The organism is Phocaeicola sp. HCN-40430, from assembly GCF_037890285.1.
GTDB classification, from domain to species: Bacteria; Bacteroidota; Bacteroidia; order Bacteroidales; family Bacteroidaceae; genus Phocaeicola; species Phocaeicola acetigenes.
On record NZ_JBBKBS010000032.1, the window covers coordinates 1 to 20,710 of the forward strand.

Consider the following 20,710-nt stretch of genomic DNA (forward strand, 5'->3'; position numbering starts at 1 on the left):
GTCTCAGGATGTCTGCGACTCTCCAGTTTCCTTTTCTCTGCCGCTGCTGCCCCGTAGCAGGCCTTTCTCCGGCCCGGCACTGCCCCGTTCTTCTTCTTCATTTGTCGTGTCTGACAGCTGTATGTCTTTATTCTGCATATCAAGGATAATCCTCTCCTTTATGTAAAGGGTATGTCCTGCTTTATTCTTCAATCCCGTCTGATGCGTGGTTCTTGGCGGCTGTATTGTCGTCGTTGTGCAGGACCTGTGGAAATCTTCAGCGTGTTAGAATCATGACGTGTCCGGACGTGGGGGATATGTTATGCATCCTCTGCTTCTGAAGGCTTGCTCCCCGGTTTTACGAGGCTATCTTTTATGTTTCTTGCATTTTTAAGCTATATACTAATTCGTGAATGAAAAAACTCGAGAATCGCTTGGTATATCTTGTGGATTCTTAACCTCTTCTTTTCGTATATGTGTTTTTACTCTCCAATACTTTAGAATAAAAAAGGATTGATAAAAAGTGAACAGTGAGTTAATAAATAATCAGAAGGTAGAATTAGCTTACTTTGATAAAGGTTGATTACTCTCTTTTGAAACAATGGACTGAATCTTTTTACATATCAGAAATCTTTTTGTATTTTTGTAGCTCAGATACTTATTACCAAATACATGATTACAATAGAGCAACTTAAAGACGTGAAAGAGCGTACTGAAGCACTTTATCGCTACTTGGATATTGAAAATAAGAAAGTTCAAGTAGAAGAAGAGCAATTGCGTACGCAGGCGCCTGGTTTTTGGGATGATGCTAAGAAAGCAGAAGCTCAGATGAAGAAAGTAAAGGGCTTACAAGGCTGGATTGAAGGCTATAATGAAGTGAAGACATTATCGGACGAGCTGGAATTAGCTTTTGATTTTTATAAAGACGAATTGGTCACAGAGGAAGAGGTTGATGATGCTTATGCCAAAGCTATTCATGCTGTAGAAGAATTGGAACTGAAAAATATGCTTCGTTCTGAAGCTGACCAGATGGATTGTGTATTGAAGATTAACTCAGGAGCAGGTGGTACAGAAAGTCAGGATTGGTCTTCGATGCTAATGCGTATGTATATGCGCTGGGCTGAAAGTAATGGATATAAGCTTTCTGTTGCTAACTTGCAAGAAGGTGATGAAGCCGGTATCAAGACTGTTACCATGAATATCGAAGGAGCTTATGCTTACGGTTACCTGAAAGGCGAAAATGGTGTACACCGTTTGGTGCGTGTATCTCCTTATAATGCGCAGGGAAAGCGTATGACATCTTTTGCTTCTGTCTTTGTAACCCCTTTGGTAGATGATTCAATTGAAGTTGTTGTAGAGCCTGCACGTTTGTCATGGGATACATTCCGTAGTGGAGGAGCCGGAGGACAGAACGTAAATAAAGTAGAATCTGGAGTTCGTTTGCGTTATCAATATAAAGACCCTTATACTGGAGCCGAAGAAGAAATCCTGATTGAAAATACAGAAACACGAGACCAGCCGAAGAATAAAGAAAATGCCATGCGTCAGTTGCGTTCTATATTGTACGATAAAGAGCTTCAACACCGAATGGAAGAGCAGGCTAAAGTGGAAGCTGGCAAGAAGAAAATTGAATGGGGATCTCAGATTCGAAGCTATGTGTTTGATGACAGACGCGTGAAAGACCATCGTACAAACTTCCAGACTTCAGATGTAAACGGAGTAATGGACGGAAAAATAGATGGTTTCATCAAGGCTTATTTGATGGAGTTCTCAGACAGTGAAGCATAAAATTTCTTTTTTATTGTTTTCTTTCAAAATATATTGTATTTTTGAGCTATTAGTTTCTTAAAAAATGCAATACTATGAATCAAAAGAATAGAAAACACGAAGAAAGAGAAAGAAGAGAAGCCGAAAAAGCCAATAAGCTGATTCGAAACTTGTGCATCGGATTAATTGTATTAGCTTTGATAACAATTATAGCTTATACGTGGTAATCCAATTTATATGAAGATATAGAGAGATAGTCTCCTGGATAAGTAAACATCCGGGAGACTATTTTGTTTATATAAAGTATAAAGCCGAATTTTTTATTTTAATATAAATAGAACGGACATGGCATTGGAGATAGAACGGAAATTTTTGGTATGTGATACCACTTACCGAGATTTAGCTTATGCGAAAAGCAGAATCAAACAAGGATACATTTGTAGTGCATCTGGTCGGACAGTCAGAGTTCGCATACGGGATGAAAAAGGCTTTCTGACGATAAAAGGAAAATCGGATGCCAGTGGAGTAAAGAGGTATGAATGGGAACGCGAGATTCCGCTGCAGGAAGCAGAAGAACTGATGCTTCTGTGTGAACCTGGAATTATTGATAAAACCCGCTATTTGGTAAAGAGCGGTCATCACACATTTGAGGTCGATGAATTCTATGGTGAGAACGAAGGCTTGGTAGTTGCAGAGGTTGAATTGGAGGAAGAAAATGAAATCTTTTTACGTCCATCTTTCTTAGGCGAAGAAGTAACAGGGCAGACAGAGTATTATAATTCCTCTTTAATGAAAATGCCTTATACAAAATGGGGAAAATCTACCACCTGAAAACTGTTTTATAGGGGGTAAAAACTGTTTATTGATAGAAAACAGATGGTTATATGTCTGATTTTGTGGGATGTGTCTTGTATTTTGTCTGTAATATTGCAGTGTGATTAGAACAACGAATATTAACTCTCGAAATACAAAATAATTATGAAGACAACCACATTTGCTCAGAACTTGTTGAGCATACAGACAGAACTATTTCACTTTGCATTTAAGTTGACAGCGGATCGTGAAGAAGCAAACGACCTTCTCCAAGAGACTTCTTTGAAGGCATTAGATAATGAAGAAAAATATACTTCGGAAACAAACTTTAAGGGATGGGTATATACCATCATGCGCAATATCTTTATCAATAATTATAGAAAAGTATTGCGTGACCAGACTTATGTTGATCAAACCGATAACCAGTTTTACTTGAATCAGGGAAATAATCTGGCAGAAGATTCGCTGGAAGGTTCTTATGATTTGAAGGAAATCCGTCGCACTGTAAATGAATTGCCAAAAGAATATCGCATCCCATTTATGATGTACGTATCCGGATTTAAATATCGTGAAATTGCAGATAAGTTAGGCTTACCTTTGGGTACTGTGAAAAGCCGTATTTATTTCACTCGCCAAAGATTGCAGGAAGAGTTGAAAGACTTCCGTTAAGATTTATGCATACTCTCTATCTTTAAAATTATATATTAATAACGTTTTTCGTAGACTGCATGATGCTGTGAAGCATCATGCAGTCTTTCTTTTATAAGAATGTTTCTAACGTTTTCGAGAGCCTGAAGATTTGAATTTCTGATACAAGGGTTTCCATACATAGATACCCAGGAGGCAGGCAATACAGACACCTGTAGCATTAGCCAGTAAATCAAACCAATCTCCACTACGGTTATCAGTACATTGTGATTGCAGTATTTCAATGATACCACTGAGACAGATCGGAAAGCATATACTTCCTGCCAAAAAAGTTTTGTAATTAAAAGTCGATTGATGAAAAAGATACTCTATCCATAAGACAGTAGTCAGACCGCCATACATGCAAATATGCGCCAGCTTGTCAATATAGGGTACTTCATCCAATGAAGTCTGAGGAGGTTGGAAAAAAGACAGGTAACATATAATGATAACGATCAGTATAGATAAAGGATATGCAGTTAAATAACGTATCATATATTAATCTTTAATTTTATAGGCAAAAATACGATATTTTTTGTACTTTTGGCGCTCAAATTCGGATTAATTATAATTATTACTTCATTTATGCAACAGAAAGAGCGTATTAGTTTTGGCAGTAAGTTAGGAGCTGTTTTGGCCGCAGCTGGTTCTGCTGTAGGTTTAGGAAATATTTGGCGTTTTCCATATGAAGCAGGAAACCATGGAGGAGCGGCATTTATAATAGTATATTTAGGATGTATTTTTATTTTGGGATTACCCATTATGGTTGCTGAATTCACGATTGGACGTGGTTCGAAAGCAAGTACGGGGGAAGCATTTAAGGTCTTGGCTCCACATCCGATTTGGAAATGGGTAGGATACATTGGAGTTTTGACAGGCTTTCTTATCTTGGGATATTATTCCGTTGTAGCTGGATGGACCTTAGAATATACTTTTCAGGCTCTGACGGGTGGATTTGCCGGAAAGACCTCTGCGGAGTTCATTACGTTGTTTCAGGACTTTTCCAAAGATCCGTTAAGACCGCTTTTATGGTTGGTAGTCTTTTTATTTTTAACTCATTTTGTGGTAGTGAAAGGAGTAGAAAAAGGGATAGAGCGCTCTTCTAAGCTGATGATGCCCTTACTCTTTATTCTAATTATTTTGCTGGCTATTTGTTCTTTGACTTTGCCTGGAGCAAATAAAGGAGTGGAGTTTTTGTTGAAGCCGGATTTCAGTAAGGTTACTCCTGATGTCTTTTTAGGTGCAATGGGGCAGGCTTTCTTCTCTTTAAGTCTGGGTATGGGCTGTTTGTCTACCTATGCATCGTATTTTGGCAAAGAAACTCGTCTGGTGCATACGGCGGCCAGTGTGGGATTGATAGATACTTTTGTCGCTGTATTGGCCGGACTGGTTATTTTTCCCGCAGCATTTTCTGTAGGAATTCAGCCTGATGCTGGTCCTGCTTTGATTTTTATTACATTGCCCAATGTCTTCCAGCAAGCATTTAGTGCAGTACCTATCTTAGCTACCGTATGCTCTGTACTGTTCTATGTACTTTTGGCTTTGGCTGCTTTGACTTCCACTATTTCACTGCATGAAGTCTCTACTGCCTTTCTGCATGAGAAGTTCCATTTCACCCGTGTCAAGGCTGCCCGTCTGATTACGGCAGGAAGTCTGCTGATTGGTATCGTATCTTCATTGGCATTAGGCGATTGGAGTGAATACACAATAGCAGGAATGAACTTGTTTGATGCTTTGGATTTCCTGACAGCAAAAATCATGTTGCCATTTGGAGGACTTTTCGCTGCCATTTTTGTGGGTTGGGCAATTGACCGGAATCTGGTCAAGAATGAAGTGACCAATTATGGCACGCTGAAAGCTCCTTTCTATCCTTTGTATATTTTCGTACTTCGTTTTGTTGCTCCTATAGGGATTGCTTTGATTTTTATTAACGAGTTGGGATTACTGGGATAGTGTGATGTGGAAAGATTTTTTCTATTATTCTAAGGCCGAGCGTAGAATCATTATATTTCTTCTGCTTCTTGCTCTGATATTGACGGGAGTTTATATCGGGATTTCCCGGAAAGACTCACCGGTTGTGGCCATGCAGAATAATGAAGAAATCGATTCCTTCCTGGTACAGCTTAAGGAGAAAGAGAAAAATGTTTCTTACAGGAAATATACCAGCAATGCTCCGGTTGTAGTCTTGCAGGAGTTCGACCCTAATACAGCCGATTCTCTGACTTTCCGTCAGCTGGGCTTGCCGGCTTTTATAGCCCGAAATATCTTACGTTATCGTGAAAAAGGTGGAGTGTTCCGTTCTCCGGAAGCTTTTGCCCGTATATATGGACTGAAAGAAGAGACATTTCAAACATTGAAGCCTTATATTGTAATCGGCGAAAGATTCAGACAACGCGATACAATGCAGCATCGTACCTTGCCTGAAGATTCTTTGTTCGTCATACAGAAAAAATACGAAGAAGGGACCGTTGTCGATTTGAATAAGGCAGATACAACAGAACTGAAATGTATTCCGGGAATAGGCAGTGGACTGGCTAAAATGATTGTGGCTTATCGTCTTCGTTTGGGAGGTTTTTATAGCGTGAACCAGTTGCAGGAAATTCCTCACGTAGGAAAGGAACTGAATAAATGGTTTGTTGTCAAAACAGATACATTGCGTAAACTCTATGTCAATCAGTTTAGTCTGGATAAACTTCGTGTCCATCCTTATATGAATTTCTACAAGGCTAAAGCTATATTGGAATATAGGCGCAAAAGGGGAGATATAAAGAATATAGCTCAATTGTCTATGTTCGAAGAGTTTACGGAAAGTGACTTGGATAAGCTGGCTCCTTACTTATCATTTGAATAAGTTGTTGGTATTCGTTATTACTCTGTGCTATGCAAGCAGAACCGTTCGTTCGGCGACGTCGTATATAAAACCGGCGGTGTCGGCCGGAAAAACAACGGCGGCGGCTATGCATCCGACGGCGCTGATTAGAAAACGACTTTGCAAAAAAATAGGAACAGTCCGATTGTACAACCTCGAGACTGTTCCTGAAATAAAGGTCAGTTCTGTTTTGATGTTATTTGGCGATATATCCGGCTGCCTTGGCTATTTTCATTGGGATTTCGGTGTTGTCAAGGCGTCCTTGGAACAATTCAGCTCCGGCTCCGATAGCAAATACCGGGACATATCCTGCAGAATGTCCTCCGCTGGTCCATCCTACCAAAGCTATTTCATTGATAATACGTTTGGCTTCTGCTGCGATTGGTTCGTCTTGTGAATATTCACTTTTTTCTAATTGGATGTTTTGGCCTTTGAAGCTTTCTTCGTATACTTTAGTCAGACGTGCTTCCTGTTTTTCTGTCAACTGTACTTGTTCCCAAAAGCCGAAATTCTCTTTCAAGGCTTTTTTCACAACTTCCCATGGCACATTGTTCTTGTATTGTGCGCGCAAGCCATTGATGATTCTTGTAAAGCCCACTTCGCTGACTTTCTGGTTCTTCAGAACCTGTAAATTTAACTTGTAAGCTCCTGTTCCCAATACAATACCTCCGGTTTCGTGGTCTGCGGTGATTACAATCAGTGTTTCATCCGGATGCTGTGCATAGAATTCATAAGCTACTTTTACTGCATTATCCAAATCCATCACTTCGTGGAAAACAGTAGCCGCGTCATTGCTGTGGCAAGCCCAGTCTATTTTTCCGCCTTCTACCATCAGGAAAAAGCCTTTGGAAGGTTCCTTTGTCAGGAAGTTGATGGCAGAACGTGTAATATCACTCAGAGTCAAATCTCCTTTTTTACGGTCGATGGCATAAGGGATAGATTCTCGTTCTACCTGAGAAGCCTTTTCTGTCTGGAACAGAATCATTTTGTCTGCTTTCTTGCTTTTTTTCAGATAGTCTTTATATCCTCTTGCAATGGTATATCCATTTGCTTCTGCCAAGCTGTATAAACTTTCTGCTTTTCCTTTTTTATCGGGATCGAGGAAGTCCGATCCGGCATAAAAGTCGAATCCTGTTTTATACAGGTCACATCCCATTTCATAATAGTTGTTTCTGTCTGCATTATGTGCATAAAAAGCAGTCGGAGTAGCATGGTCTACACTTACACTGGTAGCTACTCCTACTTTGTAACCACTGTTTTGTGCCCATACTGCTATACTGTTTACAGAAGTCTGCTGGTCCTTTTCCATTCCGATAGTGCCGTTTTTGGTCTTGTGTCCACTCGCAAGAGCTGTTCCTCCAGCTGCGGAATCGGTTACTCCATTGGTTGCAGAGAATGTCGTAGCTACTGTGGCATAAGGATATTGAGCGAATTGAATGGGAGTAATTCCTATTTTGCCTTCCAGTTCACCTCGGTACAGTTCTGTACCTTGAACTTGGTTTACTCCCATACCATCGCCTATGAAATAAAATACATACTTAGGCTGCTGTGCAAATGTCAGGCAAGCTGACACAATAAGAAATGCACTTAAAAGAAATCGTTTATTCATGAGTTGTGTCTTTAAGATGTTTTCTGAGAACAAAAATACGAAAAAGAAAAATGAATGAAAGTAAGGCTGGAAAAAATACCTATATGACGGTATAGAAAATTAGAAGGTAGCGTTATAAAATGTAACATATTAATTAAAATATTATGAAGAAACATTTAATTTTAAGTGGATGCCTTTGCATCTTCTTGTGTGTGAGCTGTCAAAAGAGTGAAAGTGTGGATAATGACAATTTATCCTTGAGTATGCAGGCCATGGTAGAGGGGGCTAATTTAGGGCGAACTATTACGACTTCTGCCGGAAAGACTTCTTTTGCAGCTGAAGATGCGGTAGGATTCTTTATGCCTGGACAGCAGGAAAATGCGGTAAAATGGAATTATACAGGAAGTGGATGGAACTCAGAAACACCTCTTTACTGGCCTAATCAGACAGAGTCTTTTGAGTTTTGTGCTTTTTATCCTTATGTGGAGGAGGCAGAACGTACTCGTATACCGATGCCGGATTTAAGTACCCAAACGGGAGAACTGGAGAATCTTGGGCAGTTTGACTTCTTGGCAGCCCGTTGTACAACCAATTATGGGGCTGAAAATGGAGTTGTAGCATTTAAAGGGGAATCGTCGTTCAAACATATTTATAGTCTGATAATGGTTACATTGAAAAAAGATGCTGCCGACAAAACCATGACGCTGAAGACAATGAAGTTTGAAGGACAAAATATTGTTGCACCTCATTATTATTGCTTTGATTCGGAAGGTACAGACCATATGCAGATGGCTGACGGTGTAGTGAAAAAAGATGCATTGGAGTTGGTAAAAGAAGTCAGTATTGAGGAAGAAGGATATGCAAGCATGGTGTTAATCAATCCTTCGGTACTGGAAACTCCGTTGAATTTTTCCATTACTTACGAACGGGATGGAAATTCTTATACAGCTACAACAGACAAAATGGGTACGACTTTTGAGTCGGGTAAAATATATAAGTATACCATTCGGGTGAAAAAAGAAACTTTGGAAATTGTAGGTAATGAAATCACTGATTGGGTTTCCGGAGGAGCTTTGGAGGATATTTTTGTAGATGAAACTCCGGTAGAATAAGATTTTGCCGAAGCTTGCTTCTTTTTCGCTATTTTGCTTTCTCTGTCTTGTCGGAAATACGATAAAAACGCGTACCTTTGCAGAAATTTTAATATTACGTTGGTTAAAAGCTCTGTTTAGCGTATGAAAGCACTCAAGGAACGAATCTTGAAAGATGGAAAATGTTTCGAAGGCGGAATTTTGAAGGTTGATAATTTCATCAATCACCAGATGGATCCGATTTTGATGAAGTCAATGGCAGTAGAATTTGTGCGTCGTTTTGCCAGCACAAGAATTAATAAGGTAATGACTATCGAAGCGAGTGGTATTGCTCCTGCTATCATGGTTGGGTATTTATTGGAACTTCCGGTTGTGTTTGCAAAGAAAAAGAAACCCAGCACAATGGAAAACATGCTGACTACTACCGTGTACTCGTTTACTAAGGATCGTTCTTATGATGTGTGTGTAAGCAAAGATTATCTTGCTCCGGGCGACAAAGTTCTGTTTATCGATGACTTCCTTGCTAATGGTAATGCCGCAAAAGGTGTTATTGACTTGGTACAGAAAGCTGGAGCTGAACTGGTGGGTATGGGCTTCTTGATTGAAAAGTCCTTCCAGCACGGAGGAGATTATTTGCGTGGTCAGGGTATTCATGTAGAGTCGTTGGCTATTATTGAAAGTCTGGAAGATTGTAAAATTAAAATAAAAGAATAGTATTTTTAAAAGAATATACTTCGGGCAAATATAGAATGCTATGTTTGTCCGAAGTTATTTATTGGGTAACAAATGTTTTTCTCACATAAAAAGTAAGTATATATTAAATGGAAAAAGAACAGGCTATGGCTTCGGGAGCGGGGCTGATTTACGGACTGAATGATCGTCCACCTTTGAAAGAAACTATTTTTGCGGCATTGCAGCATTTGCTGGCTATTTTTGTTGCTATTATTACTCCACCGTTGATTATTGCCGGAGCTTTAAAACTGGATTTGGATACTACTGGTTTTCTGGTGTCAATGGCATTGTTTGCATCTGGTATATCTACTTTTATTCAATGTCGCAGACTGGGACCTGTGGGTTGTGGACTTCTTTGTATTCAAGGAACCAGTTTCTCGTTTATCGGACCTGTTATTTCTGCTGGGTTAACCGGCGGACTTTCTGCTATCTTTGGAGCTTGTATTGTTGCTTCATCTGTAGAAATGGTTATAAGCCGTGTCCTGAAATATACAAGAAAGGTGATTACTCCACTTGTGTCTGGTATTGTGGTTACCCTGATTGGTATGAGTTTGATTAAAGTGGGTGTTTCTGCTTGTGGAGGAGGAGCGGTAGCTCAGGCAAACGGTACATTCGGGGCTTTAGAGCATGTAGGGCTGGCTGCTTTGGTGCTCGTCTTGATTATTTTCTTTAACCGGAGCTCAAACCGTTATCTGCGAATGAGCTCAATCGTTATCGGCTTGATTGTAGGATATATAGTTGCTTGGGCTTTAGGTATGGTCGATTTCTCTTCTGTACAGAGCTATGGAGGATTCAATATTCCTATTCCTTTCCGTTACGGTCTTTCTTTTGATATCTCTTCTATTATTGCACTGGCACTGGTGTATTTGATTACTGCAATTGAAGCTTATGGAGATATTACTGCCAATTCACTTATCTCAGGTGAGCCGGTAGAAGGTGAGAAGTTTGTAAAACGTGCTTCTGGAGGTATATTGGCCGATGGCTTTAACTCTATGCTGGCTGGTGTATTCAATTCTTTCCCTAACTCTATTTTTGCACAGAATAATGGAATGATTCAGCTTACTGGAGTAGCAAGCCGCTATGTAGGTTATTTTATTGCAGGATTCTTGATATTGTTGGGCTTGTTCCCGGCTGTAGGATTGGTATTCTCGTTGATGCCGGAACCTGTTTTGGGAGGAGCTACTTTGCTGATGTTCGGAACGGTGGCTGCTGCAGGTATACGTATTATTGCTGCTCAGAAGATAGATCGTAAGGCTACTTTGGTGATGGCATTAAGTTTTTCTTTTGGTCTGAGTGTAGAACTGGTACCCGATATCTTGAGCCAGTTGCCCGAAGTATTGCGCAATATTTTTGCATCCGGTATTACTACTGGAGGTGTAACTGCTATTCTTGCCAATTTATTGATACGTATTAAAGAATAAGACTGATTCTTGTAACGGCTCTGTCTGCCAAGAATCATATAGATGATAGAAAAAGACCGCTGGAAGATGAAATTCCAGCGGTCTTTTTTGCTTGTATGGTGAGATTCATTATTTACGGTTGTCTGCTCCCCACATCATTTTTTCACGGAGAGTATTGAAAAACGAATGTTGACAGCGTTTTACAATATAGATAGGATAATTAGCTTTACGGATAGTCAGTTGGCAACCTTCCCGGCAAGTTTCACTTCTTCCGTCTACTGCTACAAGAAAGTTGTGGCTTCTGCTTTCTACCTGTAATGTAATCTCCCAGTCGTCTCGAATCACAATAGGGCGGACATTTAAGCTATGTGGTGCTACGGGAGTCAGACTGATAGTGCCGCTTTGGGGAACTAAAATAGGACCTCCTACACTCAATGAATATCCTGTAGACCCGGTAGGGGTAGAGACAATAAGTCCGTCTGCCTGATAACTATTCAGCAGTTCTCCATTGATATACGCATGGATGGTAATCATCGATGAACTGTCTCTCTTTAGGATAGCTATTTCATTCAGCCCGTAAGGATAGCCTTTTAAAATCTGTCCTTTGCAAAGTAAGTGCAGTACACGTCTTTCCTCTGTCTGATATTTGTGTTGATAGATTTCGTCGAAGGCTTCTTCCATTTGTTCTGGCGAAATATCAGCCAGAAATCCTAACCGCCCTGTGTTGATTCCCAAAATAGGAATCCTTTTATTGCCTACACGGCTTGCAGTCTTTAGAAAGGTTCCGTCTCCTCCAATACTTAAAGCCATATCGGCAGTGAAATTGTTCCCTTCGATGACTTCAACACCTGTAAAATCAGTGTCTGTTACTTTCTTCAGAAATTCATAGAAGTCGGCACTGATACATATTTGCGCATCCTTTTTACGAAGAATCTCCAGCAATCGGGTAGTGTGAGCTGATTTTTGAGCTTGATAAGTATTTCCAAAGATGGCAAATTTCATTGTTTCTTGTATATAGTGTACGGTTTTTAACTTATAATCATGGCCGGTATTTCATAAAATCGGCTAACTTTGCAAGTTGTAGTTGCAAAGATATAAATAAAAACGAATATGACTAAATTAAGTGTGAATATAAACAAAGTGGCCACTTTGCGTAATGCCCGTGGTGGAAACAATCCTAACGTACAGAAAGTAGCATTGGATTGTGAGGCGTTTGGGGCAGATGGTATTACAGTACATCCTCGGCCGGACGAACGACATATACGTTATGCAGATGTATATGATTTAAGACCTTTGCTGAAAACTGAATTTAATATAGAAGGTTATCCTTCCAAAGAGTTTATTGACCTCGTGTTGAAAGTAAAGCCACATCAGGTTACACTGGTACCTGACGCACCAGGGCAGATTACATCGAATGCGGGCTGGGACACAAAGACGAATTGTGAGTTCCTGACAGAATTGATGGATACTTTTGGAGAAGCAGGTATCCGTACTTCTATTTTTGTAGGAACCGAACCCGAAATGATAGAATATGCAGCTAAAACCGGAGCAGACCGTGTAGAACTTTATACCGAACCTTATGCTTCTCTTTATGCCAAGAATCCGGAAGCTGCTGTAGCTCCTTTTGTAGAAGCGGCCAAGTTGGTCAGAAAATTAGGAATGGGACTTAATGCCGGACATGATTTAAGTCTGGAGAATCTGAAATATTTCCGTCAGCATATTGCTTGGCTGGATGAAGTATCGATTGGTCATGCATTGATATGCGATGCGCTTTATTTAGGATTGAAGAAAACAATAGAAGAATATAAACAATGTCTTTTATAAGTATGATGACACTAACTTTATTGACAGCAATGCAAGCTGCTGCTGAAACTGTTACCGGTGAAAACCCGGTATTGACTCCTGTTGCTTCGGGAGAACCGGAAATGAATCTTTTTGATATGGCCTGTAAGGGAGGCTGGATTATGATTGTACTGGCCTTGATGTCGGTGGTTGCATTTTATATTTTCTTCGAACGCGCTGCGGCTATCCGTAAGGCTGGAAAGGAAGATCCGCTTTTTATGGAACGTATCCGCGATTATATAAAGAGTGGAGAAATCAAGTCGGCTATCAACTATTGCCGTATGGCCAATACTCCTTCTGCACGAATGATTGAGAAAGGAATTACTCGTATGGGAAGACCGGTGGCTGATGTACAGGCTGCTATTGAGAATACCGGAAATATCGAAGTGGCTAAACTGGAAAATGGTTTGTCTATCATGGCTACTATTTCGAGTGGAGCTCCTATGATTGGTTTCTTGGGTACTGTATTGGGTATGGTGCGTGCATTCTGGAATATGGCTAATGCCGGAAACAATATTGATATTACACTTTTGTCGAGTGGTATTTATGAGGCAATGATTACTACTGTAGGTGGGCTGGTTGTAGGTATTGCAGCCATGTTTGCATACAATCATCTCGTATATCGGGTAGATAAGGTGGTTAGCCAGATGGAAGCCCGTACAATGGCTTTCATGGATTTACTCAATGAACCGATTGAAAAATAATAGCTTATGGCACTGAAAAGAAGACAAAAAATATCTCCAAGCTTCAGTATGTCGTCTATGACAGACCTCATTTTCTTGTTGCTGATATTTTTTATGATTACTTCTACCATGGTTTCGCCAAATGCCATTAAAGTTTTGTTGCCGCAAGGATCGGAGCAAACTTCAGCCAAACCTATGGCAAGGGTAATTATTGATAAAGACTTGAATTATTATGGTGCGTTTGGCAAGGAGGATGAAATGCCTTTGTCTATAGAGGAAGTACCGGCCTTTTTACAGGAATGTGCGCAAAAGGAACCGGAGATGTATGTGGCTTTGTACGCAGACGAATCCATCCCTTATCGTGAGGTGGTACGCATTCTGAATATTGCAAACGAGAATCATTACAAAATGGTGTTGGCTACCCGCCGCCCAGATAAGAAGTAATCATGAAACAAAATAAAGTAACAGGAATAATCGGTACAGCCGTATTGCATGTGGTAGTATTGGTCTTGCTGCTCTTGCTTACGCTTTCCCGTCCGGAACCGCAGGAAGAGGGGGGAGTACCTGTTATGTTTGGTGATACGGAGCAATCGCAGGGAGAGTCCGATCCTTATACAATGACCGAAGTGGATATTGTATCTCAACCGGAAACGGCAGAACCTCAACCTGTGCAAGAGGAGGTAAAAGTGGAACAACCTCTCATCACTCAGGCTGATGAACCTTCCATACAGGTAAAGAAAGAAGAAAAGAAGAAAAAGGAGGAAAAGAAAAAACAACAGAAGGAAACTACCCAAACACCTAAAAAGGAAACTGTACCGGCAAAGGTAGTCAAAGAGAAAACGGAAGCAGAGAAACGTGCGGAAGCAGAACGAGCCGCTGCACAGGCTGCGGCCAACAAGATTGCCGGAGCTTTTGGTAAAGGTTCTCAGATGGGTAGCAAAGGTACATCAAATACGGGTACCGGTATTCAGGGTAGTCCTACAGGAAACAGTAATGCGGGTAATACGACTGGAGAAGGAGGACATGGTTTTTCTTTGAAGGGGCGTTCTCTAGGACCAGATGGTTTGCCGAAACCGAAACACAATGTAAATTTAAGAGAAGACGTAACTGTTGTGGTAGACATTAGGGTCAACCCTGCTGGACTGGTTGTTGCCGCCAGCATTAACAAACATACCAATACGGATAATGAGGTCTTGCGTAAGGCAGCAATAGAAGCTGCCCGAAAAGCGCGCTTTAATAGTATTACGGGAGTAAGAGATCAGTTTGGAACGATTACATATAACTTTAAATTTAAATAGAAATCGGAAGAATAGGGAATGCGAAAGCAGTTTCTGTACTTCATTAAAAATAAGTTGCTTATGAAAACTATTTGTATTTTTTTAGCCGAAGGCTTTGAAGAAATGGAAGCCATGTTTCCCTTGGACATCATGCGTCGAGGTGGATTGGAAGTGAGAACAGTTTCTGTAACAGGAAACAAAACTGTAGTTAGCTCGCATGGAGTACCTATTGTAGCCGATGTCTTGTTTGAAGATTTGAAGGAAGAAGATGTTGAAATGATCGTTTTGCCGGGTGGACTACCAGGAGCTACCAATTTGGATGCGCATGCAGGTCTTGATAAACTGATTATGTCGTTTGCTGCTGCCGGAAAACCGTTGGCTGCTATTTGTGCGGCTCCATTGGTATATGGTAAACGTGGACTGTTGAAAGGTAAGAAGGCAACTTGTTACCCGGGATTTGACAAATTCCTGGAAGGAGCTGAATATACAGGCAATATGGTAGAACGTGTAGACAACTTCATTTTGGGAAAAGGTCCCGGAGCTGCATGGGAATTTGGTTTTGCTATACTGGAGAAGTTTGCGGGAGCCGAAAAAGTGAAAGAAGTTAAAAACGGCATGTTGATTGCCTGATGAAAAAATATGTAATTATTGTTGCGGGCGGAAAAGGTCTTCGTATGGGAGGTGAAATCCCCAAGCAGTTTATACCGGTAAAAGGGAAACCGGTATTGATGCGTACTCTTGAGGCCTTTTATGCTTATGACAATCAGATAGAATTAATTGTTGTTCTTCCGGTAGCCCAACAGGACTACTGGAAGCAACTTTGTGTGCAATATGGCTTTACTTTACCTCATCGCATAGCTGATGGAGGAGAAACCCGTTTCCATTCTGTTCGTAATGGGCTGAGGCTGGTAGATGGAGAAGGAATCGTAGGAGTACACGACGGAGTCCGTCCTTTTGTTTCTCGGGAGGTAATTGCTTCTTGCTATGATATGGCTGCGTTGAAACATGCTGTGATTCCGGTGATTGATGTGGTAGAAACTGTTCGTCATATCGTATCTGCTGAAGACAGTGAAACGGTGCCTCGAGATTGCTATAAATTAGTACAAACTCCGCAGGTTTTCACCACGGAAGTGTTGAAGCGTGCCTATGCGCAAGAGTATATTCCAGCTTTCACCGATGATGCTTCTGTAGTAGAAGCTTTGGGATTACCTGTGTATCTGGTAGCGGGAAATCGGGAAAATATCAAATTAACTACACCTTTTGATTTGAAAGTAGCAGAGGTGCTGATCTGAAAAAGATGTTCGACTTATCTACACGTGACATTAAATATTTGCAGGGAGTAGGGCCGCAGCGTGCAGCCATTTTAAACAAGGAACTTCAAATTTATTCCTTGAGGGACTTGTTGTACTATTTCCCATATAAATATGTAGACCGGAGCAGGCTGTATTATATTCATGAAATAGACGGTAATATGCCGTATATTCAGCTGAAGGGAGAAGTCTTGAGCTTTGAAACAATAGGAGAAGGCAGGCAAAGGCGTTTGGTCGGCCATTTCTCCGATGGTACAGGTATAGTCGACCTGGTTTGGTTTCAAGGCTTGAAGTATGTCATGGGTAAATATAAGGCGCATGAGGAATATATCGTCTTTGGGAAACCTACGGTATTCAACGGACGAATTAATATTGCACATCCGGATATTGATCCGGCTGGTGAGTTGACTTTGTCTTCAATGGGGATGCAACCTTATTATAATACGACAGAGAAGATGAAGCGGAGTGGGCTCAATTCGCATACATTGGAGAAACTGATGAAGAATCTGTTTCAAACCTTGCAATGTGAAGTGATAGATGAGACACTTAGTCCTCAACTTATTCATACTCATCGCCTGATGCCACTTACTGACGCTCTTTATAATATTCATTTTCCACAAAGTCCCGATTTGCTGCGTAAGGCTCAGTATCGTCTCAAGTTTGAAGAATTGTTTTATATTCAACTGAATATTTTACGCTATACCAAGGAACGGCGCAATAAGTTTCGGGGATTGCTGTTCGAACGCGTGGGAGAAGTTTTCAACACCTTTTATTCACGGAATCTTCCTTTTCAATTAACAGGGGCGCAGAAGCGTGTAATTAAAGAAATGCGCCGCGATATGGGGAGTGGAAGACAGATGAACCGGCTGTTGCAGGGAGATGTGGGAAGTGGAAAAACCTTAGTGGCTCTGATGACGATGCTGATAGCTTTAGACAATGGTTATCAGGCTTGTATGATGGCTCCTACAGAGATTCTTGCTACACAGCATTACGAAACTATCCGCCGTTTTTTAGAAGGAATGGATGTACGTGTAGAGTTATTGACGGGGACTGTGAAAGGGAAACGAAGGGAGAGGATTCTTCGTGACTTATTAACAGGGGCTGTTAATATCTTGATTGGAACGCATGCGGTAATTGAAGATACTGTGAATTTCTCATCGTTGGGGCTGGTGGTGATTGATGAACAGCATCGTTTCGGAGTTGCCCAACGTGCCAAACTATGGGCAAAGAATACGTGTCCCCCTCATGTACTGGTAATGACGGCTACTCCTATTCCACGTACGCTGGCAATGACGTTATACGGAGATTTGGATGTGTCGGTGATTGATGAGCTTCCTCCGGGAAGAAAGCCTATTCAGACGGTGCATCAGTTCGATAATCGCCGTGCTTCGATGTATGCATTTATCCGGAAGCAGATTCAGGAAGGAAGACAGGCCTACATTGTGTATCCGTTGATTCAGGAAAGTGAAAAGATGGATATTAAGAATCTGGAGGAGGGGTACCTGCATATTTGTGAAGAGTTTCCCGAGTATAAGGTAAGTAAGGTGCATGGAAAGATGAAGCCGGCCGAAAAGGATGAGGAAATGCAGCGCTTTCTTGCAAATGAAACTCAGATAATGGTAGCTACTACTGTGATTGAAGTAGGAGTGAATGTGCCTAATGCCTCTGTAATGGTAATAGAAAATGCCGAACGTTTTGGTTTGTCGCAGTTGCATCAGTTGCGTGGACGTGTAGGGCGTGGAGCCGATCAGTCTTATTGCATTCTGGTGACAGGGTATAAGCTTACAGAAGAAACCCGTAAGCGAATTGAGATTATGGTGCAGACCAACGATGGTTTTGAAATAGCGGAGGCTGATTTGAAACTTCGTGGACCTGGCGATTTGGAAGGTACCCAGCAAAGTGGAGTGGCTTTTGACTTGAAAATTGCAGATATAGCTCGCGACGGTCAGTTGTTGCAATATGTACGTGAAGTCGCGGAAAAACTCCTTGATGGCGATCCGAATGGAGTGCTTCCGGAAAATGCAATCGTGTGGAGACAGCTGAAAGAACTCCGCAAGAAGAACGTAAACTGGTCTGTGATCAGCTGAGAACAGGGATGCTTAAGTGTTGAAAAACGCGACTTGTCACATCAGCCAACGATACAAGTATCGATCGCTAACGTGACTTGTCGCGTTGGCCGATGTGACAAGTCGCGTTTTTTTGCGGTATTATTATTATGAAAAACAGACAGAATTGCTTTTGTTGCCTGTCCTTTTTATTTATGGAATATGCGTAAGTTTTTTTATTTTATGATATGGGTTGTATTCAGTTAAGGTGCTTTATCTGTATCTTTGTTTTGTTTCCGTTTTTTTATGCAATCAATTTAATTCAATGCTATGAATACTAATCCAGAACTGGAACTGGTCAATACATTAATCGGTCAGACAGGAACAAATGTATTTCTGACAGGAAAGGCAGGAACCGGTAAAACTACATTCTTACGCTCGTTGGTGAAGGATTCGCCTAAAAGAATGATTATTTTGGCGCCTACAGGTATTGCCGCAATTAATGCTGGTGGAATGACTATTCATTCTTTTTTTCAACTACCCTTTGCGCCTTATGTTCCGGGAACTGCATTTGGGGGTGACGCACAGTATCGTTTTCGCTTTGGAAGAGAAAAACTGAACATAATGCGGAGCATCGATTTGCTTGTCATCGACGAGATTAGTATGGTGAGAGCCGATTTGTTGGATGCGGTAGATGATGTATTGCGTAGATTTAGAAGAAATGATAGACCTTTTGGCGGTGTCCAACTTTTGTTGATAGGAGATGTTCAACAGTTGCCTCCAGTGGTAAAGAGTGAAGAATGGCAATTGCTATCGGAGTATTATGACTCGCCTTATTTCTTTTCAAGTCGGGCTTTAAGGGAAACTTCTTTTTGCACAATTGAACTGAAAACGGTGTATCGGCAGAATGATATTCATTTTTTAGAGTTGCTTAATGCTGTCAGGGAGAATCGTTGTACAGAGAAAGAAATTTCCATGCTTAATAGTCGGTATATCCCCGAGGAGAATATGATAGGTGATAAGGGGTATATTCGTCTTACGACTCATAATTTGCAAGCTCAGCAGATAAACCGAATGAAAATGGATGAGTTGCCGGTTGAGGCTTATACATTTAAGGCTGCAATAGAAGGCAATTTCCCGGAGTATTCTTATCCTACGGATTTGGAATTGGAATTGAAAGAAGGAGCGCAAGTGATGTTTGTGAAGAATGATATTTCGGGTGAGCATCGATATGCGAATGGTACAATAGGTAGGGTAGTGTCTTTGTCGGAACAGTATATTAAGGTGAAGATTGATGGTACTGGAGCGGAAGTGGATGTGCAGGAGGCGGAATGGACTAATGCAAGATATAAATTGGATAAGGAGTCGAAAGAGATAGTTGAAGAAATAGAAGGAACCTTTAAGCAATATCCACTGAAGCTGGCTTGGGCTATTACAGTACATAAAAGTCAGGGACTTACTTTCGATAAAGCAATAATTGATGTTTCTGCTGCATTTGCTCATGGACAGGCGTATGTGGCGCTTAGTCGCTGCCGGACTTTGGAGGGGTTGGTCTTGAATGCACCTATTGGACCAGGAGTAGTGATAAGTGATAGAGTTATCGACCGTTTTAACAATGAAACTCGTAATTCAAATCCTACGCAAGAACAGTGTATGGCTATGCGGAAAAGTTATTTCGGAGAATTGCTGAAACAACTTTTCGGTTTTGGAAGAATAAAAATGTTGCTGGTGTATTATCTCAGGTTATTGGATGAATATTTGTATAAAATATATCCGGCTCAAATAAAGTTGTATCAAGCTGAAGTAGAGAGGTTGGGAAAAGAACTCTGCGAGGTAAGTATTAAATTTGAGAATCAGTATATGCGCCTTTTATCACAATCTGTTGATTGTGAATTGGATAAGATACTTCAAGACAGGATACATAGTGGCACAAAGTATTTTGGGGATACTTTAAAGCCTTTGCAGGAGTTAATGGATAGTACGGAGATAGAGGTGGATAATAAAGAGTTGAGAAAAAAACTGGATGAGGCTTGGGGAGAATTATCTGATGCTGTGCGTATTAAATCAGCTTTATTGGAGTTCGTTTTTGATAATGGATTTCAAGTGCAGGGTTTTTTGCGTAAACGTTCGGTGTTGAGCATGCGAGAAAAAGACTCTGAAAAAGTAAAGAAACGTGAGAAGAAACAGAAAAAAATTGTTGTAGCCAATGGTGATATTGGGAATATTGCTGTATATCGAGCCTTAATAGGGTGGCGTAAAGAGGAGGCTGAAAGGCGAGGAGTGCCGGTGTATACTATATTGCAACAAAAAGCTATTTTAGGATTGTCTAATTGTTTTCCTGCTGATGAGCGTGAACTGCTTCATGTTCCTTATATAGGTAAAAAGTGTGTGGAGAAGTATGGTAAAATTATTTTGGAGATTATGGCGCAATATCAAGAGAGGAGTGGAAATGATATAAGTGGGGAGGGTTAAAACAGAGAAATTACAAATCTGTGAATAAATTTCCCGTTTGTTGTTCTTTGTCGGTCAGTGCTTATATTATATAATAATGTATATATAGTTCTCTTCAGAAAGTCTTCTTGCAGAAAAGCAACTCATAAAACCTACTGTAAAACAGTTATTTGCAG

The 20,710-nt window shown here is 40.8% G+C and carries 20 protein-coding genes; 17 read left to right on the top strand and 3 right to left on the bottom strand.

Annotated elements, in window-relative coordinates; translation table 11 throughout:
* Nucleotides 1–651: 651 nt before the first annotated feature.
* From prfB to WKU26_RS11730, 4 genes are all read left to right on the top strand, one after another.
* Nucleotides 652–1,767, top strand: coding sequence for a peptide chain release factor 2 (gene prfB, locus WKU26_RS11715; RefSeq protein ID WP_178265434.1), 1,116 nt, complete (start codon nucleotides 652–654; stop codon nucleotides 1,765–1,767).
* Between the two features lie 74 nt (nucleotides 1,768–1,841).
* Nucleotides 1,842–1,973 carry a hypothetical protein gene (locus WKU26_RS11720; RefSeq protein ID WP_269879018.1) on the top strand — a complete coding sequence of 44 codons (132 nt, stop codon included), beginning with the start codon at nucleotides 1,842–1,844 and terminating at the stop codon, nucleotides 1,971–1,973.
* 118 nt (nucleotides 1,974–2,091) lie between these two features.
* On the top strand, nucleotides 2,092–2,577 hold the full coding sequence (locus tag WKU26_RS11725; protein ID WP_340322147.1) for a CYTH domain-containing protein: 486 nt from the start codon (nucleotides 2,092–2,094) through the stop codon (nucleotides 2,575–2,577).
* Between the two features lie 147 nt (nucleotides 2,578–2,724).
* Nucleotides 2,725–3,228, top strand: coding sequence for an RNA polymerase sigma factor (locus WKU26_RS11730; protein WP_178265436.1), 504 nt, complete (start codon nucleotides 2,725–2,727; stop codon nucleotides 3,226–3,228).
* Nucleotides 3,229–3,333: 105 nt separating this feature from the next.
* Here the strand turns inward: WKU26_RS11730 and WKU26_RS11735 are convergent, their stop codons facing one another.
* Nucleotides 3,334–3,741 (bottom strand): VanZ family protein, encoded by a 408-nt coding sequence (locus WKU26_RS11735; RefSeq protein WP_340322148.1) that lies wholly within the window; start codon nucleotides 3,739–3,741, stop codon nucleotides 3,334–3,336.
* A gap of 90 nt (nucleotides 3,742–3,831) precedes the next feature.
* On the opposite strand from WKU26_RS11735, the gene WKU26_RS11740 reads away from it, so the two are divergent.
* Nucleotides 3,832–5,199 (top strand): sodium-dependent transporter, encoded by a 1,368-nt coding sequence (locus WKU26_RS11740; RefSeq protein ID WP_340322149.1) that lies wholly within the window; start codon nucleotides 3,832–3,834, stop codon nucleotides 5,197–5,199.
* 4 nt (nucleotides 5,200–5,203) lie between these two features.
* Nucleotides 5,204–6,097 carry a helix-hairpin-helix domain-containing protein gene (locus tag WKU26_RS11745; protein WP_340322150.1) on the top strand — a complete coding sequence of 298 codons (894 nt, stop codon included), beginning with the start codon at nucleotides 5,204–5,206 and terminating at the stop codon, nucleotides 6,095–6,097.
* A gap of 214 nt (nucleotides 6,098–6,311) precedes the next feature.
* Here WKU26_RS11745 and WKU26_RS11750 read toward each other — a convergent pair whose 3' ends face one another.
* On the bottom strand, nucleotides 6,312–7,724 hold the full coding sequence (locus tag WKU26_RS11750) for an alkaline phosphatase (RefSeq protein WP_340322151.1): 1,413 nt from the start codon (nucleotides 7,722–7,724) through the stop codon (nucleotides 6,312–6,314).
* Nucleotides 7,725–7,867: 143 nt separating this feature from the next.
* Here WKU26_RS11750 and WKU26_RS11755 point away from each other — a divergent pair, with 143 nt between their 5' ends.
* The 3 genes from WKU26_RS11755 (at nucleotide 7,868) to WKU26_RS11765 (ending at nucleotide 10,947) form a co-directional block, all read left to right on the top strand.
* The gene (locus tag WKU26_RS11755) at nucleotides 7,868–8,815 is read left to right on the top strand and encodes a fimbrillin family protein (RefSeq protein WP_340322152.1); all 948 of its coding nucleotides are present in this window, start codon (nucleotides 7,868–7,870) and stop codon (nucleotides 8,813–8,815) included.
* A 123-nt stretch (nucleotides 8,816–8,938) separates the two neighbouring features.
* Entirely contained in the window at nucleotides 8,939–9,508 is a 570-nt protein-coding gene (gene xpt / locus WKU26_RS11760) for a xanthine phosphoribosyltransferase (RefSeq protein ID WP_340322153.1), read from the top strand.
* Nucleotides 9,509–9,615: 107 nt separating this feature from the next.
* Complete coding sequence (locus tag WKU26_RS11765) at nucleotides 9,616–10,947, top strand: nucleobase:cation symporter-2 family protein (RefSeq protein ID WP_340322154.1); 1,332 nt, start codon at nucleotides 9,616–9,618, stop codon at nucleotides 10,945–10,947.
* 108 nt (nucleotides 10,948–11,055) lie between these two features.
* On the opposite strand, the gene WKU26_RS11770 is transcribed toward WKU26_RS11765, so the two are convergent.
* Entirely contained in the window at nucleotides 11,056–11,928 is an 873-nt protein-coding gene (locus WKU26_RS11770; RefSeq protein WP_340322155.1) for an NAD kinase, read from the bottom strand.
* 108 nt (nucleotides 11,929–12,036) lie between these two features.
* Here WKU26_RS11770 and WKU26_RS11775 point away from each other — a divergent pair, with 108 nt between their 5' ends.
* The 8 genes from WKU26_RS11775 to WKU26_RS11810 all read left to right on the top strand — a co-directional run bounded on the left by WKU26_RS11775 (nucleotide 12,037) and on the right by WKU26_RS11810 (nucleotide 20,555).
* A complete protein-coding gene (locus tag WKU26_RS11775) occupies nucleotides 12,037–12,750 on the top strand; it encodes a pyridoxine 5'-phosphate synthase (protein WP_340322156.1) in 714 nt (237 codons plus the stop codon).
* Between the two features lie 2 nt (nucleotides 12,751–12,752).
* The gene (locus WKU26_RS11780; protein ID WP_178265446.1) at nucleotides 12,753–13,472 is read left to right on the top strand and encodes a MotA/TolQ/ExbB proton channel family protein; all 720 of its coding nucleotides are present in this window, start codon (nucleotides 12,753–12,755) and stop codon (nucleotides 13,470–13,472) included.
* 6 nt (nucleotides 13,473–13,478) lie between these two features.
* On the top strand, nucleotides 13,479–13,895 hold the full coding sequence (locus tag WKU26_RS11785; RefSeq protein ID WP_178265447.1) for an ExbD/TolR family protein: 417 nt from the start codon (nucleotides 13,479–13,481) through the stop codon (nucleotides 13,893–13,895).
* Between the two features lie 2 nt (nucleotides 13,896–13,897).
* Complete coding sequence (locus WKU26_RS11790; RefSeq protein WP_340322157.1) at nucleotides 13,898–14,749, top strand: energy transducer TonB family protein; 852 nt, start codon at nucleotides 13,898–13,900, stop codon at nucleotides 14,747–14,749.
* A 60-nt stretch (nucleotides 14,750–14,809) separates the two neighbouring features.
* Nucleotides 14,810–15,358 carry a DJ-1 family glyoxalase III gene (locus WKU26_RS11795; protein ID WP_178265449.1) on the top strand — a complete coding sequence of 183 codons (549 nt, stop codon included), beginning with the start codon at nucleotides 14,810–14,812 and terminating at the stop codon, nucleotides 15,356–15,358.
* A complete protein-coding gene (locus tag WKU26_RS11800; protein WP_340322158.1) occupies nucleotides 15,358–16,020 on the top strand; it encodes a 2-C-methyl-D-erythritol 4-phosphate cytidylyltransferase in 663 nt (220 codons plus the stop codon). Before WKU26_RS11795 ends, WKU26_RS11800 begins: the two co-directional genes overlap by 1 nt.
* A gap of 5 nt (nucleotides 16,021–16,025) precedes the next feature.
* A complete protein-coding gene (recG, locus tag WKU26_RS11805; protein ID WP_340322159.1) occupies nucleotides 16,026–18,125 on the top strand; it encodes an ATP-dependent DNA helicase RecG in 2,100 nt (699 codons plus the stop codon).
* A 288-nt stretch (nucleotides 18,126–18,413) separates the two neighbouring features.
* Nucleotides 18,414–20,555: an AAA family ATPase gene (locus tag WKU26_RS11810; protein WP_340322160.1), complete on the top strand. Its 2,142-nt coding sequence runs from the start codon at nucleotides 18,414–18,416 to the stop codon at nucleotides 20,553–20,555.
* The last annotated feature ends 155 nt before the right edge of the window (nucleotides 20,556–20,710 follow it).